We start from the raw sequence: 13,649 nt of genomic DNA on the forward strand, positions 1-13,649 counted from the left end.
CGCACCGGGGTGTGGCGCAGCTTGGCAGCGCGTCTGCTTTGGGAGCAGAAGGCCGCAGGTTCAAATCCTGTCACCCCGACGAGCGACTCCTAGGCTCCCCCTGCTTGCAGGCCCTTTGGGCGCTGCTTCGCCAGGGGGAGTCGCTCGATTTATCCCAGGAGGATGACCTCCTGGAACCTCCACTGTGCGGGGGCTGGCGCCCCCGCACGAGCGGCTCCCGGGCTTCCCCTGCTCGCAGGCCCTTTGGGCGCTGCTTCGCCAGGGGGAGTCGCTCGATTTATCCCAGGAGGATGACCTCCTGGAACCTCCACTGTGCGGGGGCTGGCGCCCCCGCACGAGCGGCTCCCGGGCTTCCCCTGCTCGCAGGCTCTTTGGGTGCTGCTTGGCAGGGGGAGTTTCTCGGTTTGTTCCGGGAGGGTGGCCTTCTGGGGTCTCCGCTATGCGGGGGCTGGCGCCCTCGTATGAGCGGCTCCTGAGCTCTCTCCGCTTGCAGGCCCTTCGGGCGCTGCTTCGCCAGGGGGAGTCGCTCGATTTATCCCAGGAGGATGACCTCCTGGAACCTCCACTGTGCGGGGGCTGGCGCCCCCGCACGAGCGACTCCTAGGCTTCCCCTGCTCGCAGGCTCTTCAGGTGCTGCTTGGCAGGGGGAGTTTCTCGGTTTGTTCCGGGAGGGTGGCCTTCTGGAGCCTCCACTGTGTGGGGGTCGGTGCCCCCGTATGAGCGGCTTCTGGGCTCGCGGAGAGGGTCTGCTGGGATTTCCGCTTCGGGCTGTGCCCCGCGTGGTCTGGGATTGTGGTTGGGGCGTTGTCCCTCTTTTTCTTGTGGGTGACTCCTGTCGGCGTGGCTTTTGGGCGCTGGTTGCCAGGGGAGCTTCTTGGCTTCTTTCGGGAGGTGACCCCTTCTGGGGTCTCCGGCAGGGCCGGTGCCCCCGTCGGCGCTGGCGGGGGCGGGAACGTTTAGAGATTCACCGAGGCCTGGAGGTCCATGCGGGTCTCGGCGAGGACGAGGTCGACCGCGTCGGCGAGGTCACCGCGTTCGGCGAAGGCCGCCCGCTGCCGGGCGGCGGAGCTGCCACGGGCGACGGCGGCCGCGGCGAGTTCGGACACGGTTTTCCAGTCCCCGAACTCCTCCAGCACCGGCCGGAGTTCGTCGAGGAGACGGAAGACCATGTCGCCGGCCGGAATCGGCGTGACGTCCGACGGTCCGGACAGCTCCCCTTCCAGACCCCATCGCGCCGCCCGCCAGATCGCGACGCGACGGAGTTCGGGACGCGGGGGACGTGGCGGTTCGCCTGCGGCGACGGCGCGGCACTCCTGGATCACCAGGGCCCGGAAGAGCCCGGCGATGAGCAGGATGTCGGAGATGAGGGGACAGGAGTCGCAGACCCGCAGCTCGACCGTGGGCACATGGCAGGAGGGCCGTACGTCGAAGTAGACCATGCCCCGATCGGAGATCACCTTTGATCTGATGAGGTCGGTGACGAGCCTGTCGTATTCGTCCCAGGAGTTCACGCCGTTGAACGGGCCGGCGGTCGGCCAGCGTTGCCAGAGCATGGTGCGGAAGCTGGCGTAGCCGCTGTCGACCCCGAGCCAGTACGGCGAGCTGGCGCTCAGCGCGACCAGGGTGGGCAGCCACCCGCCGATGCGCTGGGCGACGACGACGGCGAGGTCGCGGTCCCTGAGCTCGACGTGGACCTGGGTTCCGCAGATGAACTGTTCACGCGCGAGGAGCTGGTAGTCGTCGAAGATGCGTCGGTATCGGGGGCCGTCGGTGGATTCGCCGCCGTGGGAGTCGACAAGGGGGAGGGATCCGGCCGCGGCGAGGCCCAGTCCCATGGGTTGTGCGGTCTCCACAAGGGTGCGGCGGAGCTCGGAGAGGTTCTGCCCCAGGTCATGCAGGTCGACGCAGGGCAGGCTGTTGCTCTCGACGGTCGAACGCTGGAGTTCGGTCACGAAACCGGGGAGGCGATCGAGGAGCGCGTCGGCGCGGGGCACGACCTTCCGTGTCGTCAGGTCGACGACATGGAACTCCTCTTCAACGCCCAGAGTGAAAGACGCCACGTATGGACGATACGTCCCCTACTTACATCCGTCTGTCAAATGTAGTCAGCAAATTGTACGGAAAAGTGCCCATACGGCCTTGCCGCCGTCATCGAGGGGATCCCAGCCCCATCGATAGCTGTACGTCTCCACGATGTAGAGTCCGCGACCGCTCTCGGAGATGAAGTCGGGTTCCTTGGGTATCGGGACCGCGTCGCTGGGGTCGGCCACCGCGCACATCACATGCGCCGGCTGCCGCATCAGCGTCAGCGTTATGGGGCGCCCGCTGATGAGCGCCGCATGGCGGATCGCGTTGGTGACGAGTTCCGAGACGACCAGCGCCGCGTCGTCGACCAGCGGGGCCAGGCCCCAACTCTGAAGTGCGGACCGTGTGGCGTCACGCGCGACCCTGACCGAACCCGCGCCCGTGCTGAGGGTGTACGTATGGGACGGCGGGGTGGTCACACGCGGCCGGAACACGCTCTCCAGCTGGCCCCGTAGAAAGCGGCGTTCACCGGTCGTGGTGGTGGATACCGGCTCATCGAGCATTCAGCCTGATCCTCCCCATGGTTGTGCCCACCCTGTTTTTTGCGCGTTGAATCAGTCGGCACTTGCCCAGACGTCGGCAATAGCCGCAGATGCACCACGCCATCATGAGTCACAATTGAACCTCCTGCAAGGCCCAAATGCACGTGCAGTTGCTGTGTGCACGCGCAGATGCGCTTGGGGACTTGTCATAAGTGGCGCAGGGTGGCGACACTACGTAGGCGGATCAATCTGTGAGGGGTGGGAAGTGACGCCGAATTCGCACGGCACCGGTCCGACCGCCCTGCGCATTTTGCTCGGCTCGCAGCTGAGGCGGCTGCGGGAGCAGCGGGGCATCACCCGTGACGAGGCCGGATACAGCATCCGCGGCTCGGAGTCGAAGATCAGCCGGATGGAGCTCGGCCGGGTCGGCTTCAAGGAGCGGGACGTGGCCGACCTGCTCACCCTCTACGGCGTCGTGGACGACGAGGCCCGTACGGCCATGTTCTCGCTGGTCCGCCAGGCCAACCAGCCGGGCTGGTGGCACCGGTTCACCGACGTGCTGCCCGGCTGGTTCCAGGCCTACGTCGGCCTGGAGGAGGCGGCCTCCCGGATCAGGACCTACGAGGTGCAGTTCGTGCCCGGCCTGCTGCAGACCGAGGACTACACCCGGGCGGTGATCCGCGCGGGATCCCCCGAACTCGCCGCCGACGAGATCGACCGCAGGGTCAGCCTGCGCATGGCCCGCCAGCACGTGCTCACCCGGCAGGGGCACCCGCTGATCCTGTGGGCGGTCCTCGACGAGGGCGCGCTGCGCCGCCCCATCGGCGGGCGCGAGGTGATGCGGGACCAGCTGGCGCACCTCATCCACGTGATGAAGTACAGCAACGTCACGATCCAGGTCATGCCGTTCGGAGCCGGTGGCCACGCGGCGGACGGCGGCGCCTTCAGCATTCTGCGCTTCCCCGAGCAGGACCTGCCCGACCTGGCGTACACGGAGCAGCTTGCCGGTGCCCTCTATCTGGACAAACGCGAGGACGTCGATCGATACAGCCTGGCCATGGAGCGACTTTGCGCGAGCAGCACGACCCCCGACGAGACCGCCGACCTCATCGACAAGATCGCTCGGGAAATCTGAATCGGCTCGCTGACACGCTGAGGTGCGGCTCTGCCCTACACTGGCGAGCGGCGCGGGACTCCCGCCACAGCCGAGCATGCCCCGCGCCGCTTACGTGGGCGCGGCGCGGTGACCGTCACGGTAGCCGTACGGTGTGAAGCGCCCGCGATCCACCCCAGCTTGATCAAGGAGACCACCCCGTGAAGACCGCTGTCGAGGAGCTCAGCCCGACCCGGGTCAAGCTCACCGTCGAGGTGCCGTTCGAGGAGCTCGAGCCGAGCATGCAGGCGGCATACAAGAAGATCGCGCAGCAGGTGCGCGTCCCCGGCTTCCGGCCGGGCAAGGTTCCGGCCCGCCTTATCGAGCAGCGGTTCGGTCGCGGGGTGGTGCTTGAGGAGGCCATCAACGAGGCCGTGCCCAAGCTCTACGGCCAGGCCGTGGAGGAGTCGGAGATCTTTCCGGTGGGCCAGCCGGAGAACCTCGAGGTCACCAAGCTTGAGGACGGCGTCGAGATCGAGTTCACCGCCGAGGTGGACGTGCGTCCCAAGTTCGACCTCCCCGCGCACGAGGGCATCGAGGTCGTCGTCGACGACGCCGACGTCTCCGACGAGGAGATCGACGAGCAGCTGAACGGCCTGCGGGACCGCTTCGCCACGCTCACCGGGGTCGAGCGCAACGCCGAGAACGGCGACTACGTCTCCATGGACCTCTCCGCCTCCATCGACGGGCGGAACATCGAGGAGCAGCAGGCGAGCGGCGTCTCCTACATGGTCGGCGCCGGTTCGGTGCTCCAGGGCCTGGACGACGCGCTCCTCGGCATGGCGGCGGGTGAGACCAAGGCCATCGACACCACCCTGGTCGGCGGCGAGAACGCCGGCGAGGAGGCCGAGGTCACCATCCTCGTCCACAGCGTCAAGGAGAAGGTCCTTCCCGAGCTCGACGACGAGTTCGCCCAGATGGCCAGCGAGTTCGACACCCTGGACGAGCTCCGCGAGAGCGTCCGGGGCACCCTGCGCCGCAACAAGCTGATCACTCAGGTCTCCCAGGCGCGGGACAAGGCGGTCCAGGGGCTGGTCGACCAGATCGACATCCCGCTGCCGGAGAGCGCGCTCCAGACGGAGATCGACACCCGGAAGCACAACCTCGACCACCAGATCGCGGGCAGCGGCCTGAGCCGTGAGGCGTACTTCCGGCTGCAGCAGACGACGGAGGAGGACGTCTTCTCCGAGCTGGAGGAGAGCTCCCGCAAGGCCCTGAAGACCGGCTTCGTCATCGACAAGCTCATCGCCCAGGAGGAGATCGGCGTCAACGAGGCCGAGCTCACCGAGTTCGTGGTCCAGCGCGCCGCCCAGATGGGCGTGGAGCCCAACCGGTTGGCGCAGCACCTCGCCGACAGCAACCAGCTCACGCTGGCGATGATGGAGGTCGTGCGGACCAAGGCCGGCAGCATCGTCGGGGACGCCGCCAAGGTCACGGACGAGTCCGGTCGCGAGGTGGACCTCAAGGCCATCTACGCCGAGCTCTCCGGCGACTCGGACGAGGCCGCCGAGTCCGACGAGGAGACCGAGCCCGCCCAGGGCTGAGCCACCGGGCGCCACAGGTCGTCGCGGTACGCCCTCACCGGTGTTGCGGTGAGGGCGTCGCCGTGTCGGCCGGGGCCCGGCGCAGCCTGCGCCTTCAGCGAAAACCTTCGGATCCGGGCGCTAGCTGTCTTCGGGGCGCGTTAGGGTCGCAACACAAGACCAACCGTTTCGACCTATCGGAAGGTGAAGCTGTGGCCAGCCCGCCGACCTTGTTTCAGCCCGCGAGCTTCGGGCCCGAGTCGCGTGGCCGTGAAAACGGATCTCTCCGGCTCGAGGACCAGCTTTATCAACGACTGCTCCGCGAACGCATCGTGTTTCTCGGCACCCAGGTCGATGACGAAGTCGCCAACCGGATCTCCGCTGAGCTGCTGCTTCTCGCGGCGGACGACCCCGATCGGGACATTTGGCTCTACATCAATTCGCCAGGCGGGTCGGTCACCGCGGGCATGGCGATCTACGACATGATGGAATACGTACCGAACGATGTGTGCACGGTGGCGATGGGGCTCGCCGCGTCCATGGGGCAGTTCCTGCTCTGCGCCGGTGCACCGGGCAAGCGTTACGCGCTCCCGCACGCGCGCATCATGATGCATCAGCCGTCGGGTGGCATCGGCGGCACCGCCGCCGACATCGCCATCCAGGCCGAGCAGATGCTCTACGTCAAGAAGACCCTCGCCGAGCGGATCGCCCACCACACCGGTCAGCAGGTGGACCAGATCGAGAAGGACTCCGACCGGGACCGCTGGTTCACCGCGGAGGAGGCCAAGGACTACGGCTTCATCGACCAGGTGGTTCGCAACGCCCGGCAGGTGCCCTCCAACGGCCCCGTCTCTTAACGGAGGAAGAAGTTGAGTGACCTGATCCGGCCGGGAGACATCAACGGCCGCTACGTCCTTCCGTCCTTCGTCGAACGTACGACGTACGGCGTGAAGGAGATGAACCCGTACAACAAGCTCTTCGAGGACCACATCATCTTCCTCGGGGTGCAGATCGACGACGCCTCCGCCAACGATGTCATGGCACAGCTGCTGACGCTGGAGTCGCTCGACCCCGACCGGGACATCAGCATCTACATCAACTCGCCCGGCGGTTCCTTCACCGCCATGACGGCGATCTACGACACGATGCAGTACGTCCGGCCGGAGATCTCCACCATCTGCCTCGGCCAGGCCGCCTCGGCCGCGGCCGTGCTGCTCGCGGGCGGGACACCGGGTAAGCGCTTCGCCCTTCCGAACGCGCGGATGCTGATCCACCAGCCGTCGACCGAGGGCGGTGGCCAGGGCAGCGACATCGAGATCCAGGCGCGTGAGATCCTGCGCATGCGCGACCTGCTGGAGTCGATCGTCGCCAACCACACCGGCCGCCCGGCCGCCGAAGTCCGTCGCGACATCGAGCGGGACAAGATTCTCACCGCCGAGGAAGCCAAGGCGTACGGGCTGATCGACGACATCATCACCACACGCAAGAAGCGCCTGCCGGTAGCCTCTTCGTAGGTGTTCGACGGCCTGCGCGGGGCCTGGGTCGGGTCTCGCGCGGGTCCCGTCGGCGGTGCCGGTTTGGGCATGTTCCGGTGCGACTCGCCGACAGGGGGCTCACTGAGGGCTGGGAAGGCGGTAACGTCGAAACCTGAGCGGACTACTCATCCGCCGTGGTTCACCAGAACCGGCCCGCCAAGGCAAGTAGTGCGCGGTCCCACGCAAAGGAGTATCCGGGTGGCACGCATCGGCGACGGGGGAGACCTGCTGAAGTGCTCGTTCTGCGGGAAGAGCCAGAAGCAAGTGAAGAAGCTCATCGCCGGTCCCGGGGTGTACATCTGCGATGAGTGCATCGACCTGTGCAACGAGATCATCGAGGAGGAGCTCAGCGACTCCCCGGAGCTGAAATGGGACAACCTTCCCAAGCCCCGAGAGATCTGCGAGTTCCTCGACGCGTACGTCATCGGCCAGGACAAGGCCAAGCGCGCCCTCGCCGTCGCCGTCTACAACCACTACAAGCGGGTCCAGTCCGGTACCGCGGGGGAGCGTAACCGCGACGACGGCGTCGAACTCGCCAAGTCCAACATCCTCCTCCTCGGGCCCACCGGCTCGGGTAAGACCCTGCTGGCGCAGACCCTCGCCAAGATGCTCAACGTCCCGTTCGCCATCGCCGACGCGACCGCGCTCACCGAGGCCGGCTACGTGGGGGAGGACGTCGAGAACATCCTGCTCAAGCTCATCCAGGCCGCCGACTACGACGTCAAGAAGGCCGAGACCGGCATCATCTACATCGACGAGGTCGACAAGATCGCCCGCAAGAGCGAGAACCCGTCGATCACCCGTGACGTCTCCGGCGAGGGTGTGCAGCAGGCGCTGCTGAAGATCCTTGAGGGCACGACCGCCTCCGTGCCGCCGCAGGGCGGCCGCAAGCACCCGCACCAGGAGTTCATCCAGATCGACACCACGAACGTGCTGTTCATCTGCGGCGGTGCCTTCGCCGGCCTGGAGCGCATCATCGAGTCCCGGATCGGCCGCAAGGGCGTCGGCTTCAACGCGGTCATCCACTCCAAGGACGAGCTCAACGCCACCGACTGCTTCGCCGACGTGATGCCCGAGGACCTGCTCAAGTTCGGCATGATCCCCGAGTTCGTCGGCCGGCTGCCGGTCATCACCAGCGTGCACAACCTCGACCGCGAGGCGCTCATCCAGATCCTCACCGAACCGCGGAACGCCCTGGTGAAGCAGTACCGGCGGCTGTTCGAGCTGGACGGCGTGGAGCTGGAGTTCACCGAGAACGCCTTGGAGGCCATCGCGGACCAGGCGATCCTCCGCGGTACCGGAGCGCGTGGCCTCCGCGCGATCCTGGAGGAGGTCCTCCTCTCGGTGATGTACGAGGTCCCGAGCCGGGAGGACGTGGCGCGGGTGGTCATCACGCGCGAGGCGGTCCTGGAGCACGTCTACCCGACGTTGATCCCCCGCGACCAGATCGCCTCCAAGCGCACTCCCAGGGAGAAGAGCGCCTAGCCCGACACGCCCGGAGCCCGGCGCGGCAGGTGGCCGACTACCTGGGCACACTCGGTGTGCCGATCCCACTTGGGCAGGGCTCCAGCTGCCCCTTACCGGCGAACCGTGCACTGGCTCGATAGGACCGGCCGTCTCGGCGGCTGACCGTCCGGCTACCCCTGCCCGGTGGACCGTTCACCCCACCCAGCGGTGTAACGGGTCCGAGCGCAGCCGAAGGCGCCGCGCACGCCGTACACCGTCACCTGCCCGGCCAACGGCCCCCGCAGGCGTCCGGCGGGCGGTCGGTGATCCTCACGATGCGCCGCCAGGGCACGGACAGCGCGACCTCACCTGCCGGGCGGCAGGGGTTTTCGCCGGTCGGCTCAGACTGTGGGCACCCCGTCGGTGCCCACAGAGGCGTGGACTCGAAGCCCGAGTCGGGTCTTTGCGGCCGGTGGGCAGGCGACTTATGAGGGCGGCGTGACTCCAGGTAGTGGATTTCGGAAGGTCCTGTGGTCAGGGCCCGTCACGACCCGAATGTCGTGGTGGTATAGATCGTCACTCTCCGTCGTGGTTTTCGGGCCTGTCCGGGCAACCGGACCGGATTGTCGAGACCGGCACAGACCGACCGAGGAGCTCGATTCCGATTCCCCGGCGAGGCGGGCCGGGATTCCAGGCGGGGCAGGGGTGAAACACGTTCTGGGAAGACGTGAAGGCGGCGCCCGGGTCTGGGCCGGGAGCCGCCTTCACCTATGGAACCGGGTCGTACGGGGGCTTCGCCCGTACCGCGCCATGGGTCAGGTCTGCTGCAGGTGCGGCTTGAGCAGCGTGCTCCACGCGGTGACCAGCTTCTCGTATTCCCCGGGGCAACGCTGGGCGCGGGCTTCGGGAAGCACGCCGTTGCCGACGAGGTTGGTGTACCGCTCGGGAGCGGACCCGTACAGCCAGCAGAGGTAGTTGTAGGCCCGCTGGGCGTCCAGGGAGTGCTCGTCGAAGAACGGGAGCTGACTCATCTCCGAGTTCTGCGCGGCCACGGCGTAGGTCTGCGCGATCCGCAGGATCGAGTCGCCGTCCATCTTCTGGGAAAGGATGATGTAGACGGCGAGCTGGTCGGCGGCGTCTTCCTCGCGCCCGGTGCTGGGCAGGTCGTAGATGTCGATCACCGCGTGTCCCAGCTCGTGGAAGAACGCGTTCTCGATACTGGCCACCGCGAACTTGGTGTTGTCCTCGTCGGTCTGGGCGAGGGACCGGTAGCGGGTGAGCGCGTCGGCGACGAACTCGTAGCAGAGGATGATCGTCTTCTTCTGCGGGTTGTAGAAGGCGTTGACCTGACCGCACTCGGCGGCGGCGACGGTGATGTCGTAGGGGAGCCGCAGCGAGGCGCTCACCGAGGTGGTGAGGGACTCCAGGACCTGGCCCTCCCGGAGTGCGTCCGCGATCGGCTGGTTGGCCGACTCCGTCACGTCGGCGTAAACGGGTACGAACCTGCCGCCGGAGGCCTGGGGCGGGCTCGCGCTCGGGCTTGCGGCCCCGGTGGGCTCCGAAGTCGGCGACTGCGCGGCCGCGGGCGGCGAGTCCGGGTACGGCGGCGCGCCGTCGGCCACGGCGACGATGAGCGCGACACACCCGGCCCCGAGCAGCAGGACGGGAACGAGGATGAGGGTGAGCCAGAGTCCCGCCCGGCTCTTCTTCGGGGGCGGCGGCGGGGGACCCCAGGGCTGCCGCGGACCGTAACCGGGTGGGCCGTACGGCGGCTGCCCACCGTACGGAGGCTGCCCACCGTGAGGGGGGCCGCCACCGTAGGGAGGTGGCGGCGGCCCGCCGTACGGGGGTTGGCCGCCATAGGGCGGTGGGGCCGAGTAACCAGACATTTGTGTCCTTCGTAGCGATCAGGTTCCCTTATGATCCCATCGTGTCGCGCTAGCAAGCGGCTTGATACTGACTTGTAGGTCCTATCGCCGTCGGCAATACACTTGTGCGCTGTGACAACTCCTTTCCTGCCGACGCAGTACGCGCCCGCCGACGTGGAGGCCCGCAGCTACGAGCGTTGGGTATCCGAAGGGCGATTCACCGCCGACCCCGGAAGCGGCCGGGAGTCGTACAGCATTGTGCTGCCGCCGCCGAACGTCACCGGTGTCCTGCATGTCGGGCACGCGCTCGACCACACGATTCAGGACGTGTTGAGCCGGCGGGCCCGGATGCTCGGGTTCGAGACGCTCTGGCTGCCGGGCATGGACCACGCGGGGATCGCGACCCAGAACGTCGTCGAACGAGAGCTCGCCAAGTCCGGCCTCTCCCGGCACGACCTCGGGCGGGAGGCGTTCGTCGAGCGGGTATGGCAGTGGAAGGAAGAGTCCGGCGGCCGGATCCTCAGCCAGATGAAGAAGCTCGGCGACGGCGTGGACTGGTCGCGTGAGCGCTTCACCATGGATCCCGGTCTGTCCCGCGCGGTGCAGACCATCTTCAAGCGCCTCTACGACGACGGCCTGATCTATCGCGCCGAACGCATCATCAACTGGTGCCCCCGATGCCTGACCGCGCTCTCCGACATCGAGGTCGAGCACAGCGACGACGAGGGCGAGCTCGTCTCGATCCGGTACGGCGATTCCGCCGACGGGATCGTGGTCGCCACGACCCGGGTGGAGACGATGCTGGGCGACACGGCCGTGGCCGTGCACCCCGAGGACGAGCGCTATCGGCACCTCATCGGGACCTCCGTCGAGCTGCCGCTGACCGGCCGGCGCATTCCGATCGTGGCGGACGAGCACGTCGACCCGGCGTTCGGCACCGGAGCGGTCAAGGTCACCCCGGCGCACGACCCCAACGACTTCGAGATCGGGCGGCGGCACTCCCTGCCGTCGATGACCATCATGGACGAGCGCGGCGCCATCACCGTGCCCGGCCCGTTCGAGGGGCTCGACCGCTTCGAGGCCCGGCCGACCGTGGTCGCGGCGCTGCGCGCCGAGGGCAGGATCGTCGCCGAGAAACGGCCGTACGTGCACGCCGTCGGGCACTGCTCCCGGTGCAAGACCGTGGTGGAGCCCCGGCTGTCGCTGCAGTGGTTCGTCTCGGTCGGTCCGCTGGCCAAGGAGGCGGGCGACGCGGTCCGGGACGGCCGGACCAGGATCCACCCGCCCGAGCTGGCCAAGCGCTACTTCGACTGGGTCGACGACATGCACGACTGGTGCATCTCCCGGCAGCTGTGGTGGGGACACCGCATCCCGGTCTGGTACGGCCCCGCGGGCGAGGTCGTCTGCGTGGGCCCGGACGAGGCGGTGCCCGAGGGCTACACCCAGGATCCGGACGTGCTGGACACCTGGTTCTCCTCGGGGCTCTGGCCGTTCTCGACCCTGGGCTGGCCGGAGTCGACGCCCGACCTGATGCGCTTCTATCCGACCACCGTGCTCGTCACGGGATACGACATCCTCTTCTTCTGGGTCGCCCGGATGATGATGTTCGGTCTGTACGCCATGGACGGGCAGCCGCCGTTCCGGACCGTCGTGCTGCACGGCATGGTCCGCGATCAGTACGGCAAGAAGATGTCGAAGTCGTTCGGCAACGTGGTGGACCCGATCGACTGGATCGAGCGGTTCGGTGCCGACGCCACCCGGTTCACCCTGCTCCGCGGTGCCAACCCCGGCTCCGACGTGGCGATCAGCGACGACTGGGCGGCCGGATCGCGGAACTTCTGCAACAAGATCTGGAACGCCACGAGATTCGCGTTGATGAACGGCGCGACCGTGGCGGAGCCGCTGCCGGCGCCCGCCGAGCTCACCGCCGCGGACCGGTGGATTCTGTCCCGCCTCCAGACGGTGACCACCTCGCTGGACGCCGCGTACGAGGAGTTCGAGTTCGCCAAGATCTCGGACGCGCTTTACCACTTCGCCTGGGACGAGGTCTGCGACTGGTACGTCGAGCTCGCCAAGATCCAGATCGCCGGTGGCCGGGACAACACCAGGATCGTGCTCGGCCACGTGCTCGACGCGCTGCTCCGGATGCTGCACCCGCTCACCCCGTTCCTCACCGAGGAGCTGTGGCGGGCGCTCACCGGAGGTGAGTCGATCATGGTCGCCACGTGGCCGGAGGCACGGACCGAGTACGCCGACGCCGCCGCAGAGGCCGAGATCGCCGGTGTCCAATCGCTCATCACCGAGGTCCGCCGGTTCCGCTCGGACCAGGGCCTCAAGCCGGGACAGCGGGTGGACGCCCGGCTGACCGGGGTGCCGGCCGAGCATGAGGCGGCGGTGCGCTCACTGCTGAGACTCAACCCGGCGTCCGAGTCGTTCACGCCGACCGCCACGCTGGTGGTGCAGGAGGTGACGATCGAGATCGACACTGCGGGAACGATCGACGTCGCCGCGGAACGGAAGCGGATGGAGAAGGACCTGGGGGCGGCCAGGAAGGAAGCCGCCCAGGTCGCGGCCAAACTCGGCAACGAGGAGTTCATGGCGAAGGCGCCCGAGGGCGTGGTCGTCAAGGCGCGGGCCCGGGCCGCCCAGGCCGAGGCCGACATCCAGCGCCTGGAGGCTCAGCTCGCCGCCTTGCCGTCCGCCTGAGTCGTTCGCCCATGTGGCCTGCCCGGGTTCTCCGGGCAGGCCACATGCGTTCTCGGTACGGCTGCGCGGCCGATCGGCGAGTTCTCCACGGCTTTCGCGGCAAAGCGGGTCCGAGGCATCCGTGATCGGTGCTAGAGTTGCGTCTCGCAGGCAGCGAAGACGCCCAGTCGGGCCCTTCAGAGGGCCAAAGATCCGAAAGGGTCCTGGAAGCTCAGCAGCCTGTAATCCTCTCTGAACTACCTCTGCAGCCACGTCGTTGGATGCGGTCGCCGCCGGATGGTGACGGTCGATTCGACACGAGGCAGGTGGAACGGTAAATTAGAGGGGTTGCCCCGAGAGGGGCAGAGGCGTAAAGTTGATCGTTCGCCCACCGGAAGCCGGTTTGACTGGCAGGTGGGAAAATGGTAAACTTGAAGTCACAACAGAACGGAAGACGCTCCGGGCGGTCGAGACTCCGGTGGAGACCGAGCGGTGTGCGTGCGTTCCTTGAGAACTCAACAGTGTGCTAAAAGCCAGTGCATTTGTGATGTATTGAACCCCTGTCCTGGCCGGGTGTCCTTGCGGACGCCGACACGGCCGGGTGGGATTCCTTTGGTGAACACCCCGAATTTCCTTGGGGTGGTTTGCCGGGATTGTTTCCAGACATTGTTTGGAGAGTTTGATCCTGGCTCAGGACGAACGCTGGCGGCGTGCTTAACACATGCAAGTCGAGCGGAAAGGCCCTTCGGGGTACTCGAGCGGCGAACGGGTGAGTAATACGTGAGTAACCTGCCTTCAGCTCTGGGATAAGCCTGGGAAACCGGGTCTAATACCGGATACGACACCGGCCCGCATGGGCGGGTGTGGAAAGT

9 protein-coding genes, 1 tRNA gene and 1 rRNA gene are annotated in these 13,649 nt (G+C 67.3%); 8 read left to right on the forward strand and 3 right to left on the reverse strand.

The window, feature by feature from the left end; all coding sequences use genetic code 11:
• The first annotated feature begins 5 nt into the window (after positions 1-5).
• A tRNA-Pro gene (locus tag RUR_RS26445) sits at positions 6-79 on the forward strand.
• Positions 80-956: 877 nt separating this feature from the next.
• Here the strand turns inward: RUR_RS26445 and RUR_RS26450 are convergent.
• On the reverse strand, positions 957-2,060 hold the full coding sequence (locus RUR_RS26450) for a carboxylate-amine ligase (RefSeq protein ID WP_283137895.1): 1,104 nt from the start codon (positions 2,058-2,060) through the stop codon (positions 957-959).
• Positions 2,061-2,105: 45 nt separating this feature from the next.
• A complete protein-coding gene (locus RUR_RS26455; protein WP_283137896.1) occupies positions 2,106-2,588 on the reverse strand; it encodes an ATP-binding protein in 483 nt (160 codons plus the stop codon).
• 244 nt (positions 2,589-2,832) lie between these two features.
• On the opposite strand from RUR_RS26455, the gene RUR_RS26460 reads away from it, so the two are divergent.
• From RUR_RS26460 to clpX, 5 genes are all read left to right on the forward strand, one after another.
• Positions 2,833-3,702 carry a helix-turn-helix domain-containing protein gene (locus RUR_RS26460; RefSeq protein WP_283137897.1) on the forward strand — a complete coding sequence of 290 codons (870 nt, stop codon included), beginning with the start codon at positions 2,833-2,835 and terminating at the stop codon, positions 3,700-3,702.
• Between the two features lie 179 nt (positions 3,703-3,881).
• Positions 3,882-5,264 carry a trigger factor gene (gene tig / locus RUR_RS26465; RefSeq protein WP_283137898.1) on the forward strand — a complete coding sequence of 461 codons (1,383 nt, stop codon included), beginning with the start codon at positions 3,882-3,884 and terminating at the stop codon, positions 5,262-5,264.
• 191 nt (positions 5,265-5,455) lie between these two features.
• Positions 5,456-6,100 (forward strand): ClpP family protease, encoded by a 645-nt coding sequence (locus RUR_RS26470; RefSeq protein WP_283137919.1) that lies wholly within the window; start codon positions 5,456-5,458, stop codon positions 6,098-6,100.
• Positions 6,101-6,112: 12 nt separating this feature from the next.
• Positions 6,113-6,757: an ATP-dependent Clp protease proteolytic subunit gene (locus tag RUR_RS26475; protein WP_283137899.1), complete on the forward strand. Its 645-nt coding sequence runs from the start codon at positions 6,113-6,115 to the stop codon at positions 6,755-6,757.
• A gap of 219 nt (positions 6,758-6,976) precedes the next feature.
• Positions 6,977-8,263, forward strand: coding sequence for an ATP-dependent Clp protease ATP-binding subunit ClpX (clpX, locus tag RUR_RS26480; protein WP_283137900.1), 1,287 nt, complete (start codon positions 6,977-6,979; stop codon positions 8,261-8,263).
• A gap of 776 nt (positions 8,264-9,039) precedes the next feature.
• Here clpX and RUR_RS26485 read toward each other — a convergent pair.
• Entirely contained in the window at positions 9,040-10,113 is a 1,074-nt protein-coding gene (locus RUR_RS26485) for a DUF4344 domain-containing metallopeptidase (RefSeq protein WP_283137901.1), read from the reverse strand.
• Between the two features lie 102 nt (positions 10,114-10,215).
• Here RUR_RS26485 and RUR_RS26490 point away from each other — a divergent pair, with 102 nt between their 5' ends.
• Together RUR_RS26490 and RUR_RS26495 are read left to right on the forward strand one after the other, a co-directional pair.
• Positions 10,216-12,798, forward strand: a complete 2,583-nt coding sequence (locus RUR_RS26490) for a valine--tRNA ligase (RefSeq protein WP_283137902.1) — start codon at positions 10,216-10,218, stop codon at positions 12,796-12,798.
• A gap of 646 nt (positions 12,799-13,444) precedes the next feature.
• Positions 13,445-13,649 (forward strand): 16S ribosomal RNA (locus tag RUR_RS26495); the annotation flags it as partial.

Origin of the sequence: Rhizohabitans arisaemae (assembly GCF_025996515.1) — a bacterium.
Taxonomy (GTDB): Bacteria; Actinomycetota; Actinomycetes; order Streptosporangiales; family Streptosporangiaceae; genus Rhizohabitans; species Rhizohabitans arisaemae.

Excerpts from the sequence above, each read along its gene's own strand:
- RUR_RS26455 (WP_283137896.1), bottom strand. The coding sequence starts at position 2,588 with ATGCTCGATGAGCCGGTATCCACCACCACGACCGGTGAACGCCGCTTT.
- RUR_RS26485 (WP_283137901.1), bottom strand. The coding sequence starts at position 10,113 with ATGTCTGGTTACTCGGCCCCACCGCCCTATGGCGGCCAACCCCCGTAC.